Below are 25,528 nucleotides of genomic sequence, written 5' to 3'. Positions count from 1 at the left end.
TTAACGGCGAACCTGGATGCGTGCCTCAACACGACGGTTCTGGGCACGGCCAGCCGGCGTATCATTGGTTGCAACAGGCTCGGCTTCACCATAGCCCACCGCGCTGACACGGTCCGGATCGACACCCAGAGGCCCGGTCAGTCGACCAGCAACCGCTTCCGCCCGGCGCTGGGACAGAAACTGGTTATAGCCCGCTTCACCGGCGCTGTCGGTATGGCCAGCGATCTCAACGGTGGTTTCCGGGTATTCCTCCATGAAATCGGCGACGCGACGAATTTCGTTGTCATAGGCGTTGTCGATAACAGAGCTGTTGGTGGGGAACTGAACCCGCAGTTCAATGGTTTCCACCGTTTCAGTAATGCCCTCACAGCCGGTTTCATCGACCGTGGCGCCCGCGGTGGTGTCCGGGCATTGATCCTGGCTGTTCACCACACCGTCGTTGTCGCTGTCGAGCTCACAGCCGCGACTGTTAACCTCGGCCCCGGCTGGGGTGTTGGGACACTGGTCGCGGCTGTCCGCCACGCCGTCATTGTCGCTGTCCAGCTCGCAGCCGCGGCTGTCGACGCTGGCACCGGCCGGTGTGCCCGGGCACTGGTCGCGATTATCGGGCACGCCGTCGTTGTCGGCATCGGCCGGGGCTTTCGGGGCCGGGGCAGAAACCGTGCGGGTAAAGGCCCAGCTCAAGCCAAGCGAGACCATGGTGTCGAAGGTGCTTTCATCAATGCCATGGAATTCCCGCAGATCGCCACGAATGGAGATGCCATCACTGACGTTGTAGCGGAAGCCGGTACCCACATTGACACGGGTTTCATCGTGATCGGTACCTGCCGAGCGGTAGGAAATGGAATCTCCCAGCCCGAAGTCGGCATGGCCCGCCCCCAGAGACACGTAGGGATTCCAGGCAGCTTCCGGGCCGGCGAAGTAATAGGTGCCGTCTACCCGGATTTCGTCGAAATCGGATTCGCCAGACACATATTTGCGGTCGGCATCGGCCCGTGAGTACACGGCTTCGACTGACCAGTGAGGGCGGAAACGGTACTCAACACCAACACCGAAGGTGCCGGTTTCACTCAGGTCCCGTTTATCGTCAAAGAGCTGGAAGCCGGCAAACGGGTTGATGTAGATGGTTTCCTGGCGTTCCGCCAGGGCTGGCGTCGTAAGGGATGTTGCAAGGGCGGCCAGAGCGACCGGGCGCATGAGTTTCATGCAGAACCTCCTGTCTGATTATTATGTCCTGAAGCTGTCTCCGTTGAAGACGGATAAACTCCGGTAAAACACCACGTTACTGAAAATCTAGGCCAGTAAGCCATAAAACACAAAATTTGGCATCTCTCGACGTCTTCGCATTTGTACGCAGCCTTCACAAGCGACAGATCAATCATTCGCTGGCCTGAAATACAGGTGCGCGCTTTTTTTACTGAAATTCAGCGTGTCGCCATTGCCAAACCGGACCTCGAACGAGCTTTCATCTTCCGAGATAACCTCGCCCGTGCCAAAGATGGCATGGGTCAGACGCTGCTGATGCCACACTGGTTCCGCCGTGTTTTGGCTGACCGTTCCTTCGCTTTCCAGCTGAACACCCTCGCGTTCAGCGTATCGCAGACTCACGGGGGTTAACGGATGGTCCAGCTTCAGGGGCTGGTCTGTTGGGGCAGTACCGGTATCCAGCGCGGAGCCGAGTTCCTGAGCCAATCCAAAGCACAGTTCGGAAACGAATCGACTGGGGCCTAGTTCGCCCGCCAGGTGCGGGCTGGCCGTGGTGGGCCGGGTGATCAGGTGCAGATGGTGGCGGGTGCGGGTCATGCCCACGTAAAGCAGCCTGCGCTCGCTTTCCAGCAGGGCCCGGGCATCGTCCTGGGGACGCGGGCTGTAGGGCAGATATTTCTCCTGCAGGCCGGGAATGATTACCACGGGCCATTCCAGTCCCTTGGTCCGGTGAATGGTGGACAGCAGGACACCCTCGTCCCGATGTTCGCTGGCCTGTTGTTTCAGCAGGCTCAGGTGGTCCAGGGCTCCGTCGGCATTGACTTCCAGGCTTTTCAGGTAGTCGCGAAAACCCTGAATGGTATCAATCCGCTCCTCGGCACTGTCATGGGTCAGTGCGAGACTGCGAATACCCTCATAGAGATCCATGTGCTCGGCATAGACGGTGATCAGGCCAGCTACCGGCCCCTGATAGCGGTCGAGTTGCTGCAGGACTTCACCGAGTTTTTTCAGCTTTCTGGCCGCCATGGGCGCCAGGGCGTCGAAATCCAGACTGAGCAGCCGTTCGTGCCAGCCGGTGTCGAACGCCGCCAGGAACCGGGCCAGGTTTTCCAGTTCCGGTTCTTTCAGGCCCACATGGGGGAACCTCAGAATCTGGCGGGCAATGTCCAGTCGGTCATTTTCTGCCAGCTTGTCGAGCCGACGGGTAACCACCAGCAGCAAGGCCTGCACCGCCTGAACCTCGCGGCTGAACAGCGCGCCCTTACCGGCGTCGATCCGGTAGGGGATCTGGCGTGCCAGCAGTTTCAGTTCAATCGGCACGCTCTGGCTCCAGACCCGGAACAGGATGGCGCTCTGGCTCTGTTGTTCCGGCGCGAGTCCCTGCAGGATAGAAAGCACCTGGTTGCCATCGTTTTCGGCCTGATGCAGATGGATTTCGGTGTCGGGGGTACCCGGGTGGGAATGGCACATCACATCCCGGCGGCCGGTGTTGTGGCAGATCAGATGGTTGGCCAGCAGTGCCACCCGGTGGCCGTAACGGAAGGTGTAGCTGAGGGTCTGCTCCAGCGGGCTTTCAAACTCATCACTGAACTTGCGCAGAATGAACTCGGGCCGGGCACCACGGAATTCGTAGATGGTCTGGTCCGGGTCGCCGACCACGGTTACCCGGGCGCGGTCACCGGCCACATAACGCAGAAGCAGGTGCTGGATCTCGTTGGTGTCCTGGTACTCGTCCACCAGGATCAGATCCATTTTGTTACCCACCAGGCGCTGCAATGGCGGGTTCTGATGGATGGCCATCACCGGCTCATACAGCATGTCGGCGTAGCTGATACGGCTTTCGCTTTTACGCCACTGCTCGAAGGAATGGAACAGGTCAATCAGGTAGCGGTGTTTGTCGGAGTAGCCCAGCTCCTCGAACACCACCTCCGCGGGTGCCAGCCCGGTTTTGACGCGGTCGATAAAGCCGGTGGCGGTTTCGACAAAATCCTTCTTGTTGCGGCGGATTTCATCGGCCAGTTCCTCCGGTGCCAGCCGCCGGGTCAGCAGCCAGGCCTGGAAGCCGATCTCCTGTTCGGTCAGGATCTTTTCCGAAAAGCCCGGCAGATAGCCTTCGCGGACGAACCGACGATACAGCCGCAGGCCCATGGCGTGGTAGGTGCGGATTTCCGGCAGAGCCAGCCCGCTCTGATTGCAGACGGACTGTAACTTGCGCTCAAAGTCCACCTTGGCGCTGCGGTTGAACATCAGCACCAGCATCCGGTCCGGATCGTGGCCCTGGGCCAGCAGGTAGCGGATGCGCCAGGCCAGCGTGGAGGTTTTACCACTGCCCGCCACGGCCGTAATCACCGCATGCTCGTAACCGGCCGTGATGATGGCGCGCTGCTCGTCGGTCAGGTAATCCGGTAGGGACAGGTGGTCGGGGGCTTGGGTTTGGCTCGGCATAGTCGCTATTGTACTGGCCAACTGGTAGTGCGGATAGCGCTGCCGCATAATCCCGGCATAGCTCAGGCGCAAATACCTTCTTATGGCCAGCAGGTCCGAATTGACGTGAATGATAAAACCGAGACAATCGCCTCAGGCTGGCGCGCGTTCCAGCACATCCTGGCAGCTCGCGGCCATCGCCGGCTGGTATTGGTTGAGGGTGATCGGCAGGCGGCGATCGCCTGGGTAGCCGGGTTGTTGCAGGCGTTGTCGAGCGCCGAAGGTATTTGGGTCGGGCGCGAGCAGGATGCGGCCAGGGCTGGGCTCGGTCATCTGCGTGTTAAAGACTACCGGCGTGTACTGGGCCGGGAACTGCCCGTGCTGGTCTGGGATGGCTGGGAGGGAACGTCTCCGGACGCGTTTGTGGCACTGTCCGGCACATTGCGGGCCGGTGGGTTGCTGTTCTGGCTGATGCCGCCGTTGGCGCAGTGGTCGGATTTTGATGACCCGGACTATAGCCGAACCGGGCTGGATCGGACGAGTGCTCATCCCTTTGCTGCCCGGTTGGCGGCGATACTGGCCGAAGATCCCGATGTCATTCGGCTTGTGGCGGAAGATGCCAGCGTGCCTGATCTTAACCGGCCGGAACCGGGCAGGGCGGGCTTTCAACCCGGGCAGACGGCCGAGCAGCAGGCTCTGGTTGCCGACATTGTGCGCACTGGCCAGGGCCGCCGCCGACGGCCGCTGGTGATTACTGCCGATCGCGGCCGAGGCAAATCGTCGGCCCTTGGCATGGCTGCTGCCCGCTTGCTCGGAACCGGCCGCAAACGGGTGCTGGTAACGGCACCTTCGGCTGATAACGTGGCTACCCTGTTCGCTCACGCCCGGCAGGCACTGGGTGATGCTCTGGCACTGGATACGCCGACCCATCTGACCACCCGGTCCGGTCATGAACTTTGCTTTCTGCCGCCACAGGAGTTGCTGTCGCAGCGGCCGGAGGCGGAAGTGGTCTTGGTTGATGAAGCGGCGGGTTTACCGGCCCAGTGGTTGAAAGCCGTGTTGCTGGGCTGGCCGAGGGTGGTGTTTGCCAGTACGGTGCATGGCTATGAAGGTACCGGCCGGGGCTTTGCCTTGCGCTTTCGACAGATTCTGGAACAGGAAACTCCGAACTGGCGCGCCGTCAGCGTTCGCGAGCCCATTCGCTGGGCGCAGGGTGACCCGCTGGAGCGACTGGTTTTCCAGCTGTATCTGTTATCGGCAGACGCGCCGGAGCCGCAACCGTTCGTCGCCGGCGACGTGCGCATTGAACGCTGGCAACCTGCCGCGGCCAGCGAACAGACCCTGGCGGAGGCCTTTGGTCTGCTGGTCAATGCCCATTACCGGACCACGCCCGCCGATCTTCGGCAATGGCTGGATGACCCCGCCGCGATGACCTGGCGGGCCAGCGTAGAGGGGCGGACCATTGGCTTGCTCTGGGCATCCACTGAAGGTGGCCTGGCTCCTGATCTGGCTGAAGAGGTGGTCGCTGGAAAACGGCGGCTCAGGGGCCATATGCTGGCCCAGTCACTGGCCAATCATGGCGGCGCCCCCGCCGCTGCTACCCTGAAAACCCTTCGAGTGGTCCGCGTAGCGGTGGCGGAATCGGCACGCAGGCTTGGGGTCGGCCAACGGTTGGTGGCGGCTGCCCATGAGGCCTGTGTTCAGGATGGAATGGATGCATTGGGTACCAGCTTTGGCGGCGAACCGGGTTTGTTGGCGTTCTGGCACCGATGTGGCCTGCGCATCGTGCGTATGGGTCTGAGCCAGGAGGCGTCCACCGGAGAGTTTCCCCTGCAAATGCTGATGGGCACCTCTGAGCCGGGGCAGCAACTTCAGCAACAGCTGAGCAGCCGGTTCGCCCGACACCGGCAACATCTGGTGTCCCGCCATTGGTACCAACTGGACCATGAACTATTGCTGGCCATCTGCGACGCCCTGCCATCATCGGCGTGGCTGGATGACGATGATCGCCGGGATCTGACTAACTTCGCGTATGGCTTTCGCGGCTTTGAACTAACCTTGCCGGTTTTGCAGGAGCTCTCTGGCTGCAAGGGTATGGCTCAGCGAATTCAAAGCCATCCGGAGGCAAAGCTCTGGTGTCGTGCGGTATTGCAGGGCTGGTCCTGGGTGAAGTTGCAGGAGGCCGGCCTATGCCGGGGCCAGCGCGATGCAGAGGCGCGGCTGCGGTTGCTGGCTCGAGAACTTCTGCAAAACGAGACGGAGTTGTGACCGGTTCGATTTAATTCCGGTGACTGGCTGAGCAGAATAGCTGCAAAACGCAAACAAGAGACTTCCGACATGGGCAGGGACGCGAGCAGCTATTTCCACCTGGTATTTTTCCTGGCACTGACGCTGCTGGCCGGATGCAGTACAACCGGGTCAGCACCTGAAACCGGAGAGGCCGGTGCCGGCCCGGAGGAGCTGATGGCTGCGGTGCGCGCGAATGAGGATCGGGCGGTACTTGAGCTGCTGTCCAGCGGGGTAAGGCCGGATGCCCAGGCCGGAGCGGAGCAAACCCCGCTTATGGTGGCTGCCACCAACGGTAACCGCCGCATTGTCCGTTTGCTACTGGCTGCAGGCGCAGAGGTGAATGCACGCAGTGCCGACGGCAATACCGCGGTGATCCAGGCTGCTGAAAATGGTCATCTTGCGGTGGTCCGGGCCTTGCTGGCGGCGGGCGCCAACGTGAACGTCAGCCAGGGTGGCGAATCCCTGTTGATGAAAGTGGTGGCCAGCGGTGATCTTCTGACCGCCGAAATGCTGCTGGCGGCCGGTGCCGATGTGCACTATCGCCGGGCGGATGGCACCACCGCTCTGGATCTCGCCCGCGCCAGCAACAATCAGGATCTTGAAATGCTGCTGGTGCAGGCGGGCGCCGCCCGCTGATTCAGAGGCTGTCCAGCATCATCGGGTCGGTCGTGTCGTCCCACACTGGCTGGAAATGCCGTTCAACCACCTCTTGCGGCACTTCGGCAACCGAGGGGTAAGACCACTCTGGGGAGCGGTCCTTGTCGACCAGCAGGGCGCGAATGCCTTCGGCCAGATCGGGTCTCCGGGTGCATTCTTCGGCCATGGCCAGTTCCATACGGAATACATCTTTCAACGACATCTGCTGGCCTTTCTGTATCTGGTGCCAGATCAGCCAGGCGGTGACCGGGCAGCCGGTCTTCAGGGTATGGATGCACGCCTGCCACCAGGGGTCGGTACTCTCCGAATTCCCCAGTTTTTCAACGATGGCCGGTAGCTCATCGCCTGCACTCAGGCGTGCGATGGTCTGTTCGTGCTGTTCCAGGTGCCCCGGAGCCAGCGTGCGGTAATCCAGCGCTTCCAGCTGGTTCAGCAGGCGGAACAGGCGGTTGTCGTCGGCGGCGGTTTCACCGCTCCAGCGTTCCTCCTGCAGCCGTTCAAGCAGGGCGCTGCTCTGGTCTGCTTCGATCACCATATCAGCCAGGCCCACTCGCAAGGCGTCGGCGACATTCAGTCGAGCGCCAGTCAGACCCATAAACAATCCGAGCCGGCCCGGGAGACGGTTCAGGAACCAGCTCGCGCCCACATCGGGAAACAGACCGATGCTGATCTCGGGCATTGCCATGGAGACATTCGGGTAGATTAACCGGTAGCGGCAGGCTGCCAGCAAGCCCAGGCCCCCGCCCATGACAATGCCGCCGGCCATGCCCACCACCGGCTTGGGGAACCGGTGCAGGGTAAAGTCGAGACGGTATTCCGCCGCAAAGAACCGCGCGGGCGCGGCTTTGTCGCCATCGCCTGTCAGTGCCGGGTACAGGGCCCGGATATTGCCTCCGGCACAGAACGCCCGGTCTCCCGCCCCCTGCAGAACCACCAGGCAGATACGGGAATCCTCGGCCCATTGCGCCAGCGCCTGCTGTGCCTGGTTGACCATCTCCTCGGTCAGGGCATTGAGTGTGCCCGGCTCGTTCAGGGTGAGCAGGCCGATGTGTCCTTCCCGGCAGGGGAGCTCCTGTACCTCAACTGGCATGGCTTGGTTCTCCGGTGGTATCTCTGATTGGGTATTTGTGGTTTGTTCGTACTGTCGTTCACAATGCTCAGGCGTAAAAGAGGACTATGGTCGCACGAAAGTCCTTGATCTATCACATTTGAGCTCACGGGCGGGTGTGCTATAAGTGAAACCTGAGTTACTGACCGGTTTTATGCCGGAATGTGAACGTTAAAACGATGAGAGGGTTAACACAATGAATCTGAAGCATCTTGCAGTAGCGGGCCTGTTCGCAGCTGGCGCGATGGTACCGGTCGCTTCCATGGCCGCCGGTGACATCGAAGCTGGTAAGGCCAAGGCCGCCGTTTGTGCCGCGTGCCATGGCCAGAACGGTATCTCTCAGGTGCCCATCTATCCGAACCTGGCTGGCCAGAAAGAGCAGTACCTGGTTGCAGCTCTGAAGGCGTACAAGGCAGGCCAGCGTCAGGGTGGACAGGCTCCGGTGATGCAGGGTCAGGCCACAGCCCTGAGCGATGCTGACATTGCCAACCTGGCAGCTTTCTACGCCAGCCTGCCGGCCGACGGCGGCAAGTAAGGCGTTGTGTTTGTCAGTGCTGCGGCTCAGGCCGCACCACTGACAATGCGATAGCTCGGACGGTAGGCTGAGGACCCGGGTAGCTTCATCCGGTTCTGCGCCACAAACTGCTCCAGCATGGCCTCCAGAGGCTTGATCAGCGTCGGGTCACCGGCGATTTCAAACGGCCCTTTCTCCTGCACCTGCCGGATTCCGCTTTCCTTCACGTTACCCGCCACAATCCCGCTGAACGCTTTGCGCAGATTCGCCGCAATCAGGTGAACCGGTTGATCGCGATGCAGTTCCAGAGCCCGCATGTTGTCATGGTTCGGCTCGAACGGTAGCTGGAATACCGGATCTATCTTCAGCATCCAGTTGAAGTAGTAGGCATCCTGCATGGCGCGGCGGAAGGTCTCCACGTCTTTCATGCCCTGCTTCATGGTCTGGGCGACCCGTATCGGATCATCGATGATGATCTCGTATTTGCTGGCAGCCTCATCGCCCAGGGCGTTGCGGATAAACTTGTCGATCATTTCGAAGTATTCGGCATTTTCCTGGCGGCCGGTAAACACCACCGGGAAAGGCAGGTCAACGTTGTCCGGGTGCAGCAGAATGCCGAGCAGGTACAGAATCTCCTCTGCGGTGCCTACGCCGCCCGGGAATACAATCACACCATGGCCACAGCGAACAAAGGCCTCGAGACGCTTCTCGATATCCGGCATGATCACCAGCTCGTTTACAATCGGGTTTGGCGCCTCGGCACCGATAATGCCCGGCTCAGTAATGCCGATGTAACGGCCATTCTTCACCCGTTGCTTGGCGTGGCCGATGGTGGCGCCTTTCATCGGGCCTTTCATGGCGCCCGGGCCGCAACCGGTGCAGATACTCAGGCCGCGCAGCCCCAACTGGTGCCCGACATCCTTGCTGTACTGGTATTCGTCGTGGCTGATGGAATGGCCGCCCCAGCACACCACCAGGTCTGGCTGACGCCCCGCCTCCAGTACCCTGGCGTTGCGCAGAATGTGGAACACCAGATTCGTTAGGTCTTCGGGGTTGTCTTTGCGGAAGCCGGCCACGCTGTTGGGCAGGGAGTGGCTGTAAACGATATCGCGCAGCACAGAAAACAGGTGTTCCCGGATGGCGCGTAGCATTTCGCCGTCCACAAAGGCGTGGCCGGGCGCATTGATCAGTTCCAGTTTCAGCCCCCGGGGCTGGGGCACCAGCCGTACATCGAAGTCGGCGTGGGCTTCCATCAATTCCTTACAGTCGTCGGTTTCGACGCCGGTATTGAGCACGGCCAGTGCACACTGACGGAAGAGGCGATACAGACCACCCTCGCTCTTGTCCTTGAGCCGGTTTACCTCGTAGTTGGAAAGGATCTCGAGGCTGCCCTCGGGGGAGACCAGGGCATTCATGGTGGTTTCAGTCATCGTTGGTGAAGCTCCTGATGGTTTCGGCAATGACGGATTTTGAGCCAGTCTGGCGAAAGGGTACACTAAGGCCTTTCTGGCTTTTACGCCACCCGACGTTATTCCGATCAAAGTCTTTTTTATGAAATTGCTGATTCGTCCCGCCCCGGAAGTGGCTATCAAGAGTAAACCCGTTCGCCAGCAGCAGATGCGCCAGTTGCGGCAGAATATCCGTAAATTACTGGCCCGGCTGGATCCGGAGATCCGTGTGGATGGCAGCTGGGACCGGGTGGACGTGGATGTGCCCGATGGCCGCAGCCTTGCCGGCCCGGTGATTGATGAGCTGGTGCGCATCCCCGGCATCTCGACCATCCAGGAGATCGGGGTGTTTCCGTTTGTCGATCTTGACGATGTGGGCGAAAAGGCGGTGCAGGCCTATGCCGAACGCCTGAAAGGCAAGACGTTTGCCGTTCGCGCCCGCCGTCATGGCGATCATGATTTCCGTTCCATTGACCTGGAGCGTTCGGTGGGCGCGGCGTTGTTGCAGGGCTCCGACGCCAAAGGCGTGGATCTGAAATCACCGGATCTTGAAGTTCGTATTGAGGTAAAGGACGACAGCTACCACATTGCCCATCGTCGCCACGAGGGGCTTGGCGGTTATCCGCTGGGGACGGTGGAAACGGTGATGACGCTGATTTCCGGCGGCTACGACTCGTCGGTGGCTGCCTACCTGATGATGCGCCGCGGCATTCGCAGTCATTATCTGTTCTTTAATCTGGGCGGTGCGGCCCATGAAGTGGGCGTGCGCCAGGTGGCTCACTACCTGTGGGAGCGTTATGGTTCGTCCCACAACGTCAAGTTTATTTCTGTGCCGTTTGAGGGTGTGGTCGCCGAGATCATGCGCTCGGTCAACCATCGCCATTGGGGCGTGGTGCTCAAACGGATGATGCTCAAGGCCGCTGCCGAGATCGCCCGGGATTACAACGCCTCGGGGCTGGTGATGGGCGATGCGGTGGCTCAGGTCTCCAGCCAGACCCTGACCAACCTGAATGTGGTGGACCGTGCCAGTGACGAGGTGGTGCTGCGCCCGCTGATTGCCATGGACAAGCAGGAAATCATCCAAATTGCCAAGGACATCGGTACCGAGCCGTTCGCCCGCAACATGCCGGAGTATTGCGGCGTGATTTCCAGCAAGCCGGTCACCCGTGCCAAGCTGCATCGGGTGGAGGAAGAAGAGGCGAACATGGACCCGGCCGCCCTGGCCGATGCCATCGCTAACCGTACCGACACCATGGTCAGCCAGCTCCTGGACAGCACCCAGACGCCGGAAGAGGTGGAGTTGATCCAGACGCCGTCGGTAGATGACGTGATTATCGACGTTCGCCACCCGTCTGAAGAAGAACGCTCGCCACTGACCCTGACCAACAACGACGTGCTCAAGATTCCTTTCTACGAGTTGAATCAGCAGGTGGCGGAACTGCCGGGCAACCGCCAGTACCTGCTGTACTGTGACCGGGGCACCATGAGCCGCATGCACGCCGGCCACCTGAAGGCTGAGGGGCATGGCAATATCAAGGTGTATGCCCCGGCGGTCTGATCAGCCCTCCAACCCCTTGAAAAACTGCTGGACGTTCTCGCTGAGGGCGTCCAGGTCATACCCGCCTTCCTGCACCACCAGCGTGGGTAAGCCCAACTGACGAAGGTGCGTACTCAGCCGACAGAAGCCTTCGGAAGTCACCGAAACTTTCGCCTGCGGGTCGTTCTTGTAGATATCGAAGCCCAGGGTCAGGATCAGCACATCCGGCTGGTACAGGCGAATGGCGGCCAAGGCTTCATCCAGTTTCGCGAAGAAATCGTCCTCGCTGGAGCCGTGGGGCATGGGCAGGTTGATGTTGTAGCCATAGCCTTCTCCTTCCCCACGTTCGTCCTCGAAGCCGCTGACCACCGGATAGAAATTGGTGGGGTCGCCGTGGATGGAGATGTACAGCACGTCGCTGCGGTCGTAGAAGATCTCCTGAATGCCCTGGCCGTGATGCATGTCGGTGTCCAGGATGACCGTTCGCGGGAACCGGCTCTTCAAGTGCTCGGCCGCGATGGCGGCGTTGTTCAGGTAGCAGAATCCACCGGCGGCATCCTTGCGGGCGTGATGCCCTGGTGGCCTGCACACAGCGTAGGCGTTGCGCTCTCCGGCGATCAGCGCGTCGGCGGCACCCAAGGCGGTCTGGGCCGACCAGTAGGCCGCCTTCCAGGTATTTTCGCCAATGGGGCAGCTGCCGTCTGCCAGGTAACAGGCGGCTTCGGCCAGGACGCCCCGCATGGCGTTGGGGGAACGTACGAAAATATTCGACATTACCTCGTCGCCCCAGTCTTCCATTTCCATCCAGCGCCGGTGGGCGGATTCGAGGAATCGCAGGTAACCCAGGTCGTGCACCTTGGAGATCGGGCCGGCGCCCTGGTCGGCCGGCTGCAGTACCGGGATGCCCATGGCTTTCAGGCCTTCGAGCATCTGGCCGGTGCGATCAGGCACCTCCTGAGGCTGGCGCATCTGGCCACGGGTGAAATAGGTTTTCGGGATGTGCAGGTCCTGCGTCGGATGAAAAAATGCTTTCATGAATCCGTCTCCTTGGGGTGTCAGGGAGAGCCTGTAAAAACTCTCCTTCGAGTATAGGCAGTCACCCGCCCGGGTCAAAAATGACGGCCAGGAAATCTCCCCCTGACTTTACAGGCCGCCACTCAGGATCCACTATGAAAGGCACGCGTTGCTTTTGAACTCCGCCCCGGTCCGGGGCGTCACCAGTCATGCAAGAGGAGCCGAGATGATCGAGTCACCACTACTGGAAAACCTCACAGGCTACATTGGCGGGCGCTGGAAAGACTCTGCCGGCGGTGCCACGTTCGACGTTTACAACCCGGCCACCGGCTCGGTGATTGCCAAGGTTCCGTCGATGCCGGAGGAAGATGTTGTGGCAGCGGTGGAGGCTGGACAATCAGCGCTCCGGCTCACCAATCCCTGGCCGATTGAAACCCGCCGCAAGTGGCTGGAGGATATTCGTGACGGCCTGAAAGAAAACCGCGAAGAGATTGGCCGCATCCTGTGTATGGAGCATGGCAAGCCCTGGAAGGAAGCCCAGGGCGAGGTGGATTACGCCGCCGGTTTCTTCGATTACTGTGCCAAGCACATCAGCGCTCTTGATTCCCACACGATTCCGGAGAAGCCCAAGGACTGCACCTGGACGGTTCACTACCGGCCCGTGGGCGTGACTGGCCTGATCGTGCCCTGGAATTTCCCCATTGGTATGATCGCCAAGAAGCTTTCGGCGGCCCTGGCAGCGGGTTGTCCTTCTGTCATCAAGCCAGCCAGCGAAACCCCGCTGACCATGATCGCGTTCTTCAGCGTGATGGATAAACTCGACCTGCCGGATGGCATGGTCAACCTGGTAATGGGTAAGGCCAGCGTGATCGGCAAGGTGCTGTGTGAGCACAAAGACGTACCCATGCTCAGCTTCACCGGCTCCACAGAAGTGGGCCGCAAACTGATTGTCGACACCGCCGAGCAGGTGAAGAAGCTGGCACTGGAGTTGGGGGGCAATGCCCCGTTCATCGTCTTTGACGATGCCGACCTGGAGGCCGCCGCCGATAACCTGATTGCCAACAAGTTCCGCGGTGGCGGCCAGACCTGTGTCTGCGCGAACCGTATCTTTGTGCATGAGAAGGTGGCGGATGCCTTTGGTCAGAAGCTGGCGGAACGTGTGAACAAGATGACCGTGGGCGATGGTATGAACGATGGCATCGACATTGGCCCGCTGATCAACAAGCAAGGCTTTGATAAGGTCAAACGACACCTGCAGGACGCCCTGGATAAGGGCGCCAGCCTGGTGGCCGGCAAACAGCCAGCGGAACTGGGTGATGGCCTGTTCTTCCCGCCCACGGTGGTGCAGGGCGTGGACCGGGAGATGCGCTGTTACCAGGAAGAAACCTTCGGCCCGCTGGTGCCCATGGCGCTGTTCCGGACCGAGGAAGAAGTCATCGAAGCCGGTAACGATACCGAGTTTGGTCTGGCCTCGTACGTGTTCACCGCCGATGCCGAGCGTGCCCAGCGGGTAGCCGCCGGTTTGAGGTTTGGCCATGTGGGCTGGAATACCGGTACCGGACCAACGCCGGAGGCGCCATTTGGCGGTATGAAAGCCTCGGGTATTGGCCGGGAAGGTGGTCTGGAAGGGCTGTTTGAATTTGTGGAGGCCCAGACTGTGCCGAGAGGTTTCTAGGCAGCCGGTCTTCAAACAGCAAAAAGGCGAGCTTCGGCTCGCCTATTTGCGTTCTGCACGGCAGAGATCAGGGCGTCAGGATAACCTTGACACTGTCGTCCACATCCGCGGAATCGATGTAGCCGATGGCGCCTGGTGTGGAGGCGACCTGGGCCTTCATGCCCGAAGCACTGCCGGCTTCCGCCGGAGGTTGACCACGACCGGTGAACACCTGTTGGGACCAGAAGGCCTTCAGTTGGGCATCGTTACGGCCGGTCACCTTGTCGTGGAACTCGGCACGGGTGGCGTTGCCTTCCGGGAGTTCAAACGGCTTCGCGCTCTGGCCATTCGGCAGGGCTTTGCTGCGGTTCAGATACAGATCCCGTACTTCGTTGGCGCTGATGCTGTCCGGGCCAGACGGGTTGCCGATCACCACGACTTCAGCCAGGGCCAGGGGGCTTGCCAGCAAGCTGGCCGCAAACAACAGGCTAAGCTTTTTCATGGGGCCTCCTTAGAATGCCGAGTCGATTTTGAGGGTGTAGACGTTGGTGCTGTCCGTGCCCGAAGCCAGAATATAACTTGGGTTCAGGTTGCCAGTGCCCTTTTCGAAACCACGGGAATGGGTGTAATCGGCTTTGATGGCCACGCCCGGAGTAATGTCCCAGCGCGTGCCGATGCTGAAGTCTTCACGCTGGAAGTTCAGGATGGATTCGGGGGCGATCGGAGTGCCTCCTGTCGTTGTAACAAATCCGAGTCGCTCATCATCGTCCTTACTTTCAACCCAGCCAACTGCGATGTACGGCGTCCAGCTGCCAAACCGATGGCCGACAGACAAGTAGGCGGAGTCGGTATCGGCAAATTTGCCATCCACTTCAACGCGGGTGACTTCACCGATGATTTGCCAGGCACCATCGTCGTAACTAGCGCCGATGCCATAGAAATTGCCTCGTTCCCCATCGGCAATGACCGTATCTACGCTTACATTAGCGGGGGCCTGGGCTCCTAGCCGGGTCGCATCAATATCCGCCTCGGCGGTTGCCGCCACACCACGCACAGTCCACACGTAGTCGGTCCAGGTCAGGTTCATGCCTGCGATGTTGCGCAGCTGTACGTCGCCGGAGTTGCCATCTTCATCGGTAAAGCCGGTGAAGCCGGTTGCGGTCAGCGAGGAGTTGTCGAAGTTCAGGTTGTAGCTGGCATCCGCACCGACATAGCTGGTCACGGCAATCGGGCCATACACGCTTTGGGGCGGGCGTGCCCACGGCTGGGCGTAACCGACTTCCAGGGAGTCGGAGTACATGAAGAACGGAATCCGCATCTTGCCGGCCCGAATCTGCAGGTTGTTGGTGGGGCGGTGGCTCAGATAGGCCCACTCCACCTGGGGTTCCCAGTCATCTTCGCCCCGGCCGACCAGTTGCATCACAATCTGGCTCTTCTGTGTGACGTCAAAGGTGCCCTGCAGGGCGAACAGGCTCAGATCCGCCACTTCGGATTCGTCGGTGATTCCGGCGTAACCGGCATCGTTGCTGGCCCGGGCGAAACCGGTGCTGAAAAAGCCGTTGAAGCGAATGCCGGTGTCTTTCGCGGAGTTCAGCTGTTGTTGCATGGCATTCAGCTGCTGCTGCATGCGCTCGAGGGTGTCCTCGGCACTCTGTGCCAGAGCCGGGGTCGCGGCAATGGCGAGCGCCAGGGGCGCTGCAGTAAACAGTTTTTTCATCAGGAGTTTCCTTTTTCTGGGGTTTTACTTAAACGCGGAACTGCCCGGCCACGCTCTGCAAGCCATTACTGACGTCCTGGATCTTGCGGCTGACCGTATCCAGCTCATCGGTGCTTTCCATCACGGCCTCGGCGTTGCGATGCATGTCGCCCATATGGCCAGTGACTTCGCTGAAGGTGGTGCTTTGTTCATAGGTGGCCGCGGCAATCTGCTCGTTCAGTTCGCTGATCTGCTGAACGTTCTCGAGAATCTTGCGCAGGACCTCGCCAGACTCGGTGGTGGCATCCACGCCCTGCCTGGCCATGTCTACGCTGCCTTGCATGGAATGCACGGCGGCACCGGAGGCTTTGGAGAGTTCTGAAATCACCTGCTGGATTTCTTCCGTGGCCTTGTGGGTGCGCACCGCCAGGCCGCGAACTTCATCTGCGACCACGGCAAAGCCACGGCCGTGTTCACCGGCGCGGGCAGCTTCGATGGCGGCATTCAGGGCCAGCAGGTTGGTCTGCTCGGCCACGGTCTGAATGGTTTCCAGCAGACCGCCCACCTTCACGGAGAACTCATCGAACTGGTTGACCAGGCTGGCAGTGTTCTCGATTTCTGCCATCAGTCGCTGGATGGTCTGTATGTTGCCCTCGACCTTCTGCTGCCCGGTGGTCGCAAACTTGGATGCGTCCTGGGTCTGGTCGGAGGCGCTGGAGGCAAAGCCCGCCACTTCCTCAACGCTTTTTACCAGCTCTTCCACGGAATTGCGGGTGGAGGAGATGGCCTGGGCCTGCTGGCTGATGCGTTCAAGATTGGTGCGGCTGGTGCTGCCCAGATGCGTGGCGACGCCGTTAAGCTCACCGATGTCCTGCTGGATGGTGGCAAAGGATTTATGCAGTTTTTCAACAAAGCGGTTGAACTGGTCCACCAGATCCCGGAGTTCATCCTTGCCGGTGTACTCGATGCGGGAGGTCAGATCGCCTTCGCCAGAAGCCATGTTCCGCAGGGAACTGATGATTTGCTGCAGGCTGCCGGAGACCGATCGACCGATAATCAGGCTCAGTGCAATCAGGACAACCAGGGCGACCACCACGATCGTCACGGAGACGGTGGCGGCTTCGCTGCTGGCCGCCGTGGTGTCGTCAATGGCCTGGGTCAGGCGGCTCTCCATGGCATTACGCATCTGGTCGAGATCCGAGCGCAGGCCCGCCAGGCGCTCGGCGTTGGCGGATGCTTCCTGGCCTATGCGACTGAAATCGGCGGTGCCCTCGATAATCGCGGTGGCGATGCGAGTGGCGGTGCTGTAGTAGCCGTTCAGTTCGGATTTCAGCGCTTTTACGTCGCTCTGCTGGCTCGGGTTAAGCTGGGCAATGCGGTCAAGATTCTCAATAATCTCGGCGAGTTGCTCTCGGGTAGCCGCGATCTGCTGATCGTCGCCTGTGGTCACGGCGCTGTTGATCTGGTTTTCGATGAGTTGCAGCAGACCCCGGTTGATGGTGGAGAGTTCCAGGGACGGATAGAGCTGGTTGCGCACCTCACCCAGTCGTTCCGAGTTGTTTCGTTCCGTGATGATGGAAAAGGCCTGGCTCACTACGAAAGCCACCACGGCTACAATCACCAGCAGCGCGAGTTTGTGTGAGATCTTGAGAGATGAAAGCATGTATGAAATCCCTGTATGCGTGGCCCACAACTCTGAACGGCGCGAGTGTAGGTTGTTTTTTGAACGCATGACACAGAATTAATGTGTCAGTGTGTTAAGTGCTGTATCGGCCACACTGGCTGTCTCTTTAAGCCTAGAGCCTTGAATTGGCCTGTATATACTCTTGAGGGGGTAGTTTGTGCCAGGGGAGGCAGCCGGGCTCTTGGCTGGTATACTGGGCTGTAAATTTAACCAGTAATGAAGCCTTGCTCCATGGATGTCTCTCATATTATTGATTCCCTGAACGACGCCCAGCGCGAAGCGGTGACGGCGCAGAACGACCATTTGCTGGTGCTGGCCGGTGCCGGCAGTGGCAAAACCCGCGTGCTGGTGCACCGGATGGCATGGTTGATGTCGGTTGACCGGGTGCCGCCCACGTCCATTCTGGCGGTGACTTTCACCAACAAGGCCGCCAAGGAAATGCGTTATCGCGTGGAGCAGATGATGCAGATTCCCACCCGTGGTCTGTGGATCGGCACCTTTCACGGAATTGCCCATCGTTTGCTTCGTTCCCACTGGAAAGACGCCGGCTTGCCGGAAAACTTCCAGGTGTTGGACAGCGACGATCAGTTGCGGCTGATCAAGCGGGTGATGCGGGAAAACCGCATTGATGAAAGCCAGTGGCCGCCGAAACAGGCCCAGTGGTTTATCAACAGCCAGAAAGATGAGGGCTTGCGGGCGGATCATATTCAGGAGAATCCGGGCGATCACTTCACCAATACCATGCTGAAGATCTACCGCCAGTACGAGAAGCTCTGCCAGCAGGGCGGCCTGGTGGATTTTGGCGAACTGTTGCTGCGGTCCCACGAACTCTGGCTGCACCGGCCGGAATTGCTGAGCCACTACCAGCAGCGCTTCCAGCACATACTGGTGGACGAGTTCCAGGACACCAACACCATTCAATACGCCTGGCTGCAGGTGCTGGCCAGCAACCGGGTGCCGCTGACGGTGGTGGGCGATGACGACCAGTCCATCTACGGCTGGCGGGGCGCGAAGATCGAGAATATCCAGCAGTACCAGCGGGATTTCCCCAATTCCCGGCTGGTCCGGCTGGAGCAGAACTACCGCTCCACCAAGACCATTCTGAAAGCCGCCAACTCGGTGATTGCCAACAACCAGGGGCGTTTGGGCAAGGAACTCTGGACTGACGGGGTGGAAGGTGAGCCGATCAGCCTGTACGCCGCGTTCAACGAGCAGGATGAAGCCAATTATATTGCCGATTCCATCTCGGCCTGGGTCAGCGAGGGCAATCTGCGCAGCGAGTGCGCCATTCTCTATCGTTCCAATGCCCAGTCCCGGGTGCTCGAAGAAGCCCTGATGCGCCAGGGTATTCCTTATCGAGTTTACGGCGGGTTGAGGTTCTACGACCGTCAGGAAATCCGAAACGCGCTGGCTTACCTGCGCCTGGTACATTACCACCGGGACGATGCCGCTTTTGAGCGGGTGGTGAATATTCCCACCCGCGGCATTGGTGCCAAGAGCCTGCAGGAAATTCGTGAATACGCCACCGGCCAGGGTATTTCCCTGTGGGAATCGTCCGAGCGGTTACTGGCCGCGGGCCAGGTAAAGGGCCGGGCGAAAACCGGCCTGCAGCAGTTTATGGAGATCATCAACACGCTGTCTGAAATGGCGGGGCACGCTTCCCTGCAGGGGCTGATGAAGCAGGCCATAGAGTCCAGTGGCCTGAAGGATTACCACGCCAGTGAGAAGGGCGAGAAGGGTCAGGCCCGGGTGGAGAACCTGGAGGAACTGGTCAGTGCGCTGGCGGATTATGATGTAGAAGAAGGCGTAGATCCGCTGGCGGAGTTTATTGCCCAGGCGGCGCTGGATGCCGGCGAATCACAGGCCGATGCCCATGAGGACAGTGTGCAGTTGATGACGCTGCATTCGGCCAAGGGGTTGGAGTTTCCGGTGGTGTTTCTGGCAGGCGTTGAGGAAGGTTTGTTCCCGCACAGTATGTCGCTGGAGGAGCCCGGGCGCATGGAGGAAGAGCGCCGCCTGGCTTATGTGGGCATTACCCGGGCCATGAAGAAGCTGGTACTTACTTACGCGGAATCCCGTCGGTTGTATGGTCAGGAGAAGTTTCACGCACTGTCCCGGTTTGTGCGGGAGATCCCGGGGGACTGCCTGCAGGAGGTGCGGTTGCGTAATACGGTGACGCGGCCGGCGATGGTGGAGCGACCGAATGAGAGTCTGTTTGCCCAGGATTCGGCCCAGCAGTCCGGTTTCAGCTTGGGCCAGCGAGTGCGTCATCCGAAGTTCGGCGAGGGTATTGTGATGAACTCAGAGGGCACGGGGCATCATACGCGGGTGCAGGTGAACTTCGATGAGGGCGCCAAGTGGCTGGTGCTGGCTTATGCGCCTTTGGAGGCCTGTTAAACGGTTGACATAGCGTCATGCAGCCTTCGAGTAAGGGGGCTGCATGACGGTGGGAACGTCTTTCCAAAAAGCGCTCGAGCCCTCCATGGGCGCTTGTGTTCCGCCATCCCTGGCTCCACAAATTTTTGGAAAGACGTTCCCACCGCCATGCTCTGACGTTTCGGCAATCCGCAATAGTCCATGATCCTTGATTTCTTGGAAGGCTAGCTCAGAAGTTCGGGGCAGGTATCGGGGTGTGCCTCCCAAAAATGTGTGGAGCCAGGGATGGCGGAACAGAAGCGCCACAGGGATGTGCCGCCAGGAGCGGTTTTTGGGAGGCACACCCCGATGCCTGCCTGACTCCAAGGTCAGCAATTCAAACTGCAGACGGTCACATCAAGACGGCGTAAATTACACCTGCCAGAATGATCCGGTAGATCACATACGGCCACATGCCCACCTTGTTCAGCCACTTCAGGAAGAAGTGGATGGCGGTAATGGCCATCAGGAACGAAGTGACGCCGCCAATCAGGAAACCATTCCAGTCCACGATTACGTCGGATGTGGCCACTTCCAGCAGCTTTACCGCCGACGCCAGCACGATAATCGGAATCGCCAGCAGGAATGAGAACCGGGAGGCGGTTTCCCGGGTCATGCCCAGGAACAGGCCGGCGGTGATGGTGACGCCCGAGCGGGAGGTGCCGGGGACCAGAGCCATGGCCTGGGCGACGCCAACGATAACGGCGTCTTTCCAGTTCAGGGAATCCATGGTGCGCTGGCGTTTGGGCAGCCAGTCGGCAATGCCAAGAAGGATGCCGAACACCAGGGTGGTGAAGAAGATCACCGAGGCGCCCCGCAGTTCGTTGTCGATCATGTCGAGCAGGGCCAGGCCCGCGAGGCCCGCCGGGATGGTGCCGATCACCAGGTACCAGGCCAGGGCGCCCTGGCCGACGATTCTGCGCTGGCCCATGGAAATCAGGCCGTCCCGGGCGATGCCGAAGACATCCCGGCGGAAGTAGAGCACCACCGCCAGCAGTGTGCCCACGTGCACCGACAGGTCAAAGCCGACGCCCTGGTCTTCCCAGCCAAAGAAGGCCGGTGTCAGGATCAGGTGGGCGGAGCTGGATATGGGCAGGAATTCGGTCAGTCCCTGGAGGAGGCCAAGGAAAAGGGCCTGGAAAATATCCATTCTTTTAATTCCGGTCGGTGGTGCTGATTAACGGGTTCGACGCTCAAAAAACGAGCGCGATATTAGCAGGGTGGTTGTCGGCTGAACAGGCGCGGATAGCGACGCGCCTGTTCAGCTTAATCGTTCAGGCCGGGAACTTGTCCCGGGTGTTATTGGCAATGCGTACCAGCGCCAGCATCAAGGGCACTTCCACCAGTACGCCCACCACCGTGGCCAGGGCCGCGCCGGATTTCAGGCCGAACAGGGCGATGGCCGCCGCCACTGCCAGCTCAAAGAAGTTACTGGCACCGATCATGGCCCCTGGGGCGGCGATGCAGTGGCGCACGTTCCACAGCCGGGCCCAGCCATAGGCCAGCAGAAAGATAAACACGGTCTGGATAACCAGTGGCACCGCAATCAGCAGTATGTGCAACGGATTTTGCAGAATGACTTCACCCTGGAAGGCGAACAGCAAGACCAGGGTGACGATCAGCGCGGCAGGCGTCACGGGGCTGAGGCGTTTCATAAATACGTTGTCGTACCACTGTTCGCCGTGGCGTGCGATCAGGGTCCGGCGGGTCAGGTAGCCGGCGGTGAGGGGAATCACGATGTATAAGACCACCGACAGAATCACCGTATCCCAGGGCACCTGGATGTCGGAAATCCCCAGCAGGAAGACCACAATGGGCGCAAAGGCGAACAGCATGATGATGTCGTTCAGGGATACCTGCACCAGGGTGTAGGCGGCATCGCCTTTGGTCAGGTAACTCCAGACAAATACCATGGCGGTGCAGGGCGCAGCCCCCAGTAGAATGGCGCCGGCCAGGTATTCGCTGGCCAGTTGTGGGGCGATCCAGGGTTTAAACACCACCATCAGGAAAAACCAGGCAATGGCGAACATGGTGAAGGGTTTGATCAGCCAGTTCACGATAGTGGTGATAGCGAGGCCCTTCGGCTCTTTTCGCACCCCGACCACGGCGCTGAAATCGATCTGCGCCATCATCGGGAAAATCATCGCCCAGATCAGGATGGCGATAGGGATGGACACCTGGGCGTATTCAAAGCGGGACAGGGTCTCGGGAATCGAGGGGGCAAGCTGCCCGAGGGCTACACCGGCCACAATGGCCAGTGCCACCCACACGGACAGGTAACGCCCGAACAGGTCCAGGCCGCCGTCAGTGGTTTCAACCGTGTTCACATCGCTTTTGCTGCTCATGGCATATCCTTAAATGGAACGTTGGTTCACACGCTTCGACAGTTCTTCGGCGCTTTCCTTGCGTTCGGAGTAGCGGTCGGTGAGGTAATCACTGCGGTCCCGTACCAGCAGGGTGAACATTGAACAGCTCAGCTTTGATATTGGGAAGATCCGCGGTTGGCATGTTGATCGTCGATCCTTTACGTCATCACTGTGTCACACTAATATGCGAAAAACTGCATATTCGAATAAGCGTATATATTGGTCGGTAAATATGAAAGGTCAAGCCCATTACAATCCGGTGACTGTGTTCAAGGCATTGGGAGATGAACTCCGGCTGGCAGCCACGCTGCTGATCTACCGCCATGGCGAGCTGTGTGTGTGTGAACTGATGGCGGCCTTTGAAGCGCCCCAGCCAAAAGTCAGCCGCCACCTGGCATCGCTGCGTGAAGCTGGCTTGCTGGAAACAGAGCGCCGGGGCCAATGGGTCTATTATTACCTTAGTCCGCACCTGCCAGACTGGATGGTGCGGGTGCTGGAGGAAACTGCCGTTAACAACCCGGCACTGATTAAGCAGCCGCTGGCCAGATTACAGGCCATGGCGGATCGCCCGGCGGTGCAGTGCCCCTGATCCTTTATCGCACATGCGGATCGCGAAGGTCGCAAGGAGAACATCATGAGCAAGATCAAAGTAGGCATTAACGGGTTTGGTCGCATTGGCCGGCTGGCGCTGCGGGCGGCCTGGGGCTGGCCAGAGTTCGAATTCGTCGCCATCAACGATCCCGGCGCGGACACCCACACGCTGGCGCACCTGTTGAACTTTGACAGCGTACACGGCACCTGGAGTCGTGAAGCGATGGCCGATGATGACGATATGTTGATTGACGGCCAGCGCATCCGGGTAACCCATAACAAGGCCATCGCCGATACCGACTGGTCCGGCTGCGACCTGGTGATCGAAGCCAGCGGTGTGAACAAGAAGGTGGCTGTTCTACAGAGCTACCTGGACCAGGGTGTCAAGCGGGTGGTGGTCACCGCCCCGGTGAAAGAGCCGGGCGCGAAGAATATTGTCATGGGCGTGAACGAACACATTTTCGATCCGGCCAATGACTGCATCATCACCGCGGCTTCCTGCACCACCAACTGCCTGGCGCCGGTGGTGAAGGTGATCCACGAGAAACTCGGTATCAAACACGGTTCGTTGACCACCATCCACAGCCTGACCAACACCCAGACCATTATCGACGCGCCCCACAAGGACCTGCGCCGGGCCCGTGCCTGTGGTAGCTCGCTGATTCCCACCAGCACCGGTTCCGCCACGGCGATTATCGAGATCTTCCCGGAGCTTAAAGGCAGGCTGGATGGCCATGCGGTGCGGATTCCGCTAACTAATGCCTCACTGACCGACTGCGTCTTTGAAGTAGAGAAACCCACGGATAAGGAAACTGTGAATCAACTGCTCAAGGACGCGGCCGAGGGCGAACTGAAAGATATCCTGGGCTACGAAGAGCGCCCGCTGGTGTCCATCGACTACAAGACCGACCCCCGTTCTTCCATCGTTGATGCCCTGTCCACCCTGGTGGTCAACGGCACCCATGTGAAAATCTACGCCTGGTATGACAACGAATGGGGCTACGCCAACCGCACCGTCGAACTGGCGCGCAAGGTAGGCCAGGCCTGATATGAATGCCGCCATTCGCCAGTACCTGGTGATCACCGGCAACTACTGGGCCTTCACATTGACCGATGGCGCCCTGCGAATGCTGGTGGTGTTGCACTTTCACCAGCTGGGCTATTCGCCCCTGGAAATCGCCCTGTTGTTCATCTTCTACGAGTTCTTCGGGGTGGTGACCAACCTGGTGGGCGGCTATCTCGGCGCCCGGATGGGCCTGAACCGCACCATGAATATCGGGCTGTTCCTGCAGATTGTTGCATTGGCCATGCTGGCCGTGCCGGCGGCCATGCTCACGGTGCCCTGGGTGATGGCGGCACAGGCGTTGTCGGGTATTGCCAAAGACCTCAACAAGATGTCCGCCAAGAGCGGTATCAAGCTGCTGGTACCGGACGAGCAGCAGGGCACCCTTTACAAATGGGTGGCGATTCTCACCGGCTCCAAGAACACCCTGAAAGGGGTGGGATTCTTTCTGGGCGGCGTGTTGCTGATGGCCGCCGGGTTTACCGGTGCGGTAATCCTCATGGCGGTAGCGCTGGGGCTGGTGTGGCTGGCCAGTCTGTTCCTGCTGGGTCAGGACCTGGGCAAGAGCAAGGCCAAACCCAAGTTCAGCGAGATCCTGTCCAAAAGCCGGGCCATCAACGTGTTGTCGGCCGCCCGGATGTTTCTGTTTGGTGCCCGGGACGTGTGGTTTGTGGTGGCGTTGCCGGTGTATATGGCCACGGTGTTCGGCTGGGACCACTGGCAGGTGGGCGGCTTTATGGCCAGCTGGATTATCGGCTATGGCTTTGTCCAGACTCTTGCGCCCAGAATCACCGGCCACGCCAACGGTAAGTCCGGTGCCGTGCTTTGGGCGGCAGTGCTGGCGTTGGTTCCTGCCGCCATTGCCGGTGGTCTGATGGCCGGCTGGCCGGCACAGATGGTGGTGGTTGGTGGTTTGCTGTTGTTCGGGGTACTGTTTGCCATCAACTCTTCGCTGCACAGCTACCTGATTGTCAGCTACGCCCGGGGCGACGGTGTATCGCTGGATGTGGGGTTCTACTACATGTCTAACGCCGCCGGCCGGCTGCTGGGCACCATTCTCTCTGGCTGGGTGTATCAGGCCTACGGGCTGGAAGCCTGTTTGTGGATTTCCGCTGCCCTGGTAGCCACAGCGGCAGCGTTGTCAGTATGGTTGCCGGAACGAGCGGAGAAACCAATAGGAGAAAAAGGCTATGTCTGATTCCAATGTGGTGGTCATTACCGGTGCCAATCGGGGTGTTGGTCTGGAACTGGCCCGGCATTATGCCGCCGAAGGCTGCGAGGTCATTGGCGTATGCCGACAGTCCTCGGAAGAGCTTGCCGGTGTGGCGGGTCAGGTGATCGACGGCGTGGATGTCACCACCGATGCCGGCATCGATAAGCTGAAATCCGGTCTGGCCGGCAAGTCCATCAGCCTGCTGATCAATAACGCCGGACTGCTGCAGGACGAGCAGCTGGGTAGTATCGACTTCGATTCCATTCGCACCCAGATGGAAATCAACGCCTACGCCCCGCTGCGCGTGGCCGAAGCCCTGGTGCCTCTGATGGGGCAGGGCAGCAAGATCGCCAATATCACCAGCCGGATGGGCTCCATTGCCGATAATGACTCCGGCGGCCGCTACGGCTATCGCGCCTCCAAGGCGGCCCTGAATGCCTTTGGTAAATCACTGGCCGTGGATCTAAAACCACGGGGCATTGCCGTGGCTCAGTTGCATCCCGGTTATGTGAAAACGCGAATGGTGAACTTTGGCGGGCTGATCACGCCGGAGGAGTCTGCCAGGGGGCTGGCCGAACGCATTGCCAATCTGACCCTGGAGAATACCGGGTCGTTCTGGCACAGCAATGGTGAGGAACTGCCCTGGTGA

20 protein-coding genes and 1 pseudogene are annotated in these 25,528 nt (G+C 59.9%); 10 read left to right on the top strand and 11 right to left on the bottom strand.

The features are described from left to right. Positions 1 to 1,206, bottom strand: a complete 1,206-nt coding sequence (locus OZ656_RS18965) for an OmpA family protein (protein WP_379944796.1) — start codon at positions 1,204 to 1,206, stop codon at positions 1 to 3. 168 nt (positions 1,207 to 1,374) lie between these two features. After that, positions 1,375 to 3,699: an ATP-dependent helicase gene (locus OZ656_RS18960; protein ID WP_379945224.1), complete on the bottom strand. Its 2,325-nt coding sequence runs from the start codon at positions 3,697 to 3,699 to the stop codon at positions 1,375 to 1,377. Positions 3,700 to 3,756: 57 nt separating this feature from the next. Between OZ656_RS18960 and OZ656_RS18955 the strand changes: the two genes are divergently transcribed. Together OZ656_RS18955 and OZ656_RS18950 are read left to right on the top strand one after the other, a co-directional pair. After that, positions 3,757 to 5,898, top strand: a complete 2,142-nt coding sequence (locus tag OZ656_RS18955; RefSeq protein WP_379944795.1) for a tRNA(Met) cytidine acetyltransferase TmcA — start codon at positions 3,757 to 3,759, stop codon at positions 5,896 to 5,898. A gap of 69 nt (positions 5,899 to 5,967) precedes the next feature. Then, positions 5,968 to 6,555 (top strand): ankyrin repeat domain-containing protein, encoded by a 588-nt coding sequence (locus tag OZ656_RS18950; RefSeq protein ID WP_014422904.1) that lies wholly within the window; start codon positions 5,968 to 5,970, stop codon positions 6,553 to 6,555. Position 6,556: 1 nt separating this feature from the next. Here OZ656_RS18950 and OZ656_RS18945 read toward each other — a convergent pair whose 3' ends face one another. Further along, positions 6,557 to 7,666: an enoyl-CoA hydratase/isomerase family protein gene (locus OZ656_RS18945; RefSeq protein WP_286714408.1), complete on the bottom strand. Its 1,110-nt coding sequence runs from the start codon at positions 7,664 to 7,666 to the stop codon at positions 6,557 to 6,559. 214 nt (positions 7,667 to 7,880) lie between these two features. On the opposite strand from OZ656_RS18945, the gene OZ656_RS18940 reads away from it, so the two are divergent. Beyond that, on the top strand, positions 7,881 to 8,219 hold the full coding sequence (locus tag OZ656_RS18940) for a c-type cytochrome (protein WP_206853750.1): 339 nt from the start codon (positions 7,881 to 7,883) through the stop codon (positions 8,217 to 8,219). 26 nt (positions 8,220 to 8,245) lie between these two features. Here the strand turns inward: OZ656_RS18940 and ppnN are convergent, their stop codons facing one another. Then, positions 8,246 to 9,628 (bottom strand): nucleotide 5'-monophosphate nucleosidase PpnN, encoded by a 1,383-nt coding sequence (ppnN, locus tag OZ656_RS18935; protein ID WP_011787057.1) that lies wholly within the window; start codon positions 9,626 to 9,628, stop codon positions 8,246 to 8,248. A gap of 121 nt (positions 9,629 to 9,749) precedes the next feature. Between ppnN and thiI the strand changes: the two genes are divergently transcribed. Continuing rightward, positions 9,750 to 11,204 carry a tRNA uracil 4-sulfurtransferase ThiI gene (gene thiI, locus OZ656_RS18930; RefSeq protein WP_286714409.1) on the top strand — a complete coding sequence of 485 codons (1,455 nt, stop codon included), beginning with the start codon at positions 9,750 to 9,752 and terminating at the stop codon, positions 11,202 to 11,204. Here the strand turns inward: thiI and OZ656_RS18925 are convergent, their stop codons facing one another. Next, on the bottom strand, positions 11,205 to 12,218 hold the full coding sequence (locus tag OZ656_RS18925; RefSeq protein ID WP_379944794.1) for a histone deacetylase family protein: 1,014 nt from the start codon (positions 12,216 to 12,218) through the stop codon (positions 11,205 to 11,207). It lies immediately after the preceding gene. Between the two features lie 205 nt (positions 12,219 to 12,423). Here OZ656_RS18925 and OZ656_RS18920 point away from each other — a divergent pair, with 205 nt between their 5' ends. Next, complete coding sequence (locus OZ656_RS18920) at positions 12,424 to 13,872, top strand: NAD-dependent succinate-semialdehyde dehydrogenase (RefSeq protein WP_199452847.1); 1,449 nt, start codon at positions 12,424 to 12,426, stop codon at positions 13,870 to 13,872. Positions 13,873 to 13,939: 67 nt separating this feature from the next. On the opposite strand, the gene OZ656_RS18915 is transcribed toward OZ656_RS18920, so the two are convergent. From OZ656_RS18915 to OZ656_RS18905, 3 genes are read right to left on the bottom strand one after another with little or no spacing between them, the layout of a single operon-like run. After that, positions 13,940 to 14,353 (bottom strand): substrate-binding domain-containing protein, encoded by a 414-nt coding sequence (locus OZ656_RS18915; protein WP_011787053.1) that lies wholly within the window; start codon positions 14,351 to 14,353, stop codon positions 13,940 to 13,942. 9 nt (positions 14,354 to 14,362) lie between these two features. After that, on the bottom strand, positions 14,363 to 15,568 hold the full coding sequence (locus OZ656_RS18910) for a hypothetical protein (protein WP_379944793.1): 1,206 nt from the start codon (positions 15,566 to 15,568) through the stop codon (positions 14,363 to 14,365). A 28-nt stretch (positions 15,569 to 15,596) separates the two neighbouring features. Further along, positions 15,597 to 17,210 (bottom strand): methyl-accepting chemotaxis protein, encoded by a 1,614-nt coding sequence (locus OZ656_RS18905; protein ID WP_014422897.1) that lies wholly within the window; start codon positions 17,208 to 17,210, stop codon positions 15,597 to 15,599. 252 nt (positions 17,211 to 17,462) lie between these two features. Here OZ656_RS18905 and uvrD point away from each other — a divergent pair, with 252 nt between their 5' ends. Then, positions 17,463 to 19,628, top strand: a complete 2,166-nt coding sequence (uvrD, locus tag OZ656_RS18900) for a DNA helicase II (RefSeq protein WP_379944792.1) — start codon at positions 17,463 to 17,465, stop codon at positions 19,626 to 19,628. Between the two features lie 370 nt (positions 19,629 to 19,998). Here uvrD and OZ656_RS18895 read toward each other — a convergent pair whose 3' ends face one another. From OZ656_RS18895 to OZ656_RS18885, 3 genes and pseudogenes are all read right to left on the bottom strand, one after another. Then, positions 19,999 to 20,796 carry an undecaprenyl-diphosphate phosphatase gene (locus OZ656_RS18895; RefSeq protein WP_379944791.1) on the bottom strand — a complete coding sequence of 266 codons (798 nt, stop codon included), beginning with the start codon at positions 20,794 to 20,796 and terminating at the stop codon, positions 19,999 to 20,001. Between the two features lie 124 nt (positions 20,797 to 20,920). Continuing rightward, positions 20,921 to 21,991: an ACR3 family arsenite efflux transporter gene (arsB, locus tag OZ656_RS18890; RefSeq protein WP_228224180.1), complete on the bottom strand. Its 1,071-nt coding sequence runs from the start codon at positions 21,989 to 21,991 to the stop codon at positions 20,921 to 20,923. Positions 21,992 to 22,000: 9 nt separating this feature from the next. Continuing rightward, a pseudogene (locus tag OZ656_RS18885) lies at positions 22,001 to 22,108 on the bottom strand (arsenical resistance protein ArsH); the annotation flags it as partial. Between the two features lie 136 nt (positions 22,109 to 22,244). Here OZ656_RS18885 and OZ656_RS18880 point away from each other — a divergent pair. From OZ656_RS18880 to OZ656_RS18865, 4 genes are read left to right on the top strand one after another with little or no spacing between them, the layout of a single operon-like run. Further along, entirely contained in the window at positions 22,245 to 22,601 is a 357-nt protein-coding gene (locus tag OZ656_RS18880) for a metalloregulator ArsR/SmtB family transcription factor (protein ID WP_379944790.1), read from the top strand. A gap of 45 nt (positions 22,602 to 22,646) precedes the next feature. Next, positions 22,647 to 23,651 (top strand): ArsJ-associated glyceraldehyde-3-phosphate dehydrogenase, encoded by a 1,005-nt coding sequence (locus OZ656_RS18875; protein ID WP_379944789.1) that lies wholly within the window; start codon positions 22,647 to 22,649, stop codon positions 23,649 to 23,651. A gap of 1 nt (position 23,652) precedes the next feature. Then, the gene (arsJ, locus tag OZ656_RS18870) at positions 23,653 to 24,864 is read left to right on the top strand and encodes an organoarsenical effux MFS transporter ArsJ (RefSeq protein ID WP_379944788.1); all 1,212 of its coding nucleotides are present in this window, start codon (positions 23,653 to 23,655) and stop codon (positions 24,862 to 24,864) included. Further along, a complete protein-coding gene (locus tag OZ656_RS18865) occupies positions 24,857 to 25,528 on the top strand; it encodes an SDR family oxidoreductase (protein WP_278351005.1) in 672 nt (223 codons plus the stop codon). Before arsJ ends, OZ656_RS18865 begins: the two co-directional genes overlap by 8 nt.

Source organism: Marinobacter sp. LM1 (assembly GCF_042763285.1).
Taxonomy (GTDB): domain Bacteria; phylum Pseudomonadota; class Gammaproteobacteria; order Pseudomonadales; family Oleiphilaceae; genus Marinobacter; species Marinobacter nauticus.
Note: the sequence above shows the minus strand (reverse complement) of the source record. Positions and strands in the feature narration are given on the sequence as shown.

Excerpts from the sequence above, each read along its gene's own strand:
- OZ656_RS18965 (WP_379944796.1), bottom strand. The coding sequence starts at position 1,206 with ATGAAACTCATGCGCCCGGTCGCTCTGGCCGCCCTTGCAACATCCCTT.
- OZ656_RS18960 (WP_379945224.1), bottom strand. The coding sequence starts at position 3,699 with ATGCGGCAGCGCTATCCGCACTACCAGTTGGCCAGTACAATAGCGACT.
- OZ656_RS18950 (WP_014422904.1), top strand. The coding sequence starts at position 5,968 with ATGGGCAGGGACGCGAGCAGCTATTTCCACCTGGTATTTTTCCTGGCA.
- OZ656_RS18945 (WP_286714408.1), bottom strand. The coding sequence starts at position 7,666 with ATGCCAGTTGAGGTACAGGAGCTCCCCTGCCGGGAAGGACACATCGGC.
- OZ656_RS18940 (WP_206853750.1), top strand. The coding sequence starts at position 7,881 with ATGAATCTGAAGCATCTTGCAGTAGCGGGCCTGTTCGCAGCTGGCGCG.
- ppnN (WP_011787057.1), bottom strand. The coding sequence starts at position 9,628 with ATGACTGAAACCACCATGAATGCCCTGGTCTCCCCCGAGGGCAGCCTC.
- thiI (WP_286714409.1), top strand. The coding sequence starts at position 9,750 with ATGAAATTGCTGATTCGTCCCGCCCCGGAAGTGGCTATCAAGAGTAAA.
- OZ656_RS18925 (WP_379944794.1), bottom strand. The coding sequence starts at position 12,218 with ATGAAAGCATTTTTTCATCCGACGCAGGACCTGCACATCCCGAAAACC.
- OZ656_RS18920 (WP_199452847.1), top strand. The coding sequence starts at position 12,424 with ATGATCGAGTCACCACTACTGGAAAACCTCACAGGCTACATTGGCGGG.
- OZ656_RS18915 (WP_011787053.1), bottom strand. The coding sequence starts at position 14,353 with ATGAAAAAGCTTAGCCTGTTGTTTGCGGCCAGCTTGCTGGCAAGCCCC.
- OZ656_RS18910 (WP_379944793.1), bottom strand. The coding sequence starts at position 15,568 with ATGAAAAAACTGTTTACTGCAGCGCCCCTGGCGCTCGCCATTGCCGCG.
- OZ656_RS18905 (WP_014422897.1), bottom strand. The coding sequence starts at position 17,210 with ATGCTTTCATCTCTCAAGATCTCACACAAACTCGCGCTGCTGGTGATT.
- uvrD (WP_379944792.1), top strand. The coding sequence starts at position 17,463 with ATGGATGTCTCTCATATTATTGATTCCCTGAACGACGCCCAGCGCGAA.
- OZ656_RS18895 (WP_379944791.1), bottom strand. The coding sequence starts at position 20,796 with ATGGATATTTTCCAGGCCCTTTTCCTTGGCCTCCTCCAGGGACTGACC.
- arsB (WP_228224180.1), bottom strand. The coding sequence starts at position 21,991 with ATGAGCAGCAAAAGCGATGTGAACACGGTTGAAACCACTGACGGCGGC.
- OZ656_RS18880 (WP_379944790.1), top strand. The coding sequence starts at position 22,245 with ATGAAAGGTCAAGCCCATTACAATCCGGTGACTGTGTTCAAGGCATTG.
- OZ656_RS18875 (WP_379944789.1), top strand. The coding sequence starts at position 22,647 with ATGAGCAAGATCAAAGTAGGCATTAACGGGTTTGGTCGCATTGGCCGG.
- arsJ (WP_379944788.1), top strand. The coding sequence starts at position 23,653 with ATGAATGCCGCCATTCGCCAGTACCTGGTGATCACCGGCAACTACTGG.
- OZ656_RS18865 (WP_278351005.1), top strand. The coding sequence starts at position 24,857 with ATGTCTGATTCCAATGTGGTGGTCATTACCGGTGCCAATCGGGGTGTT.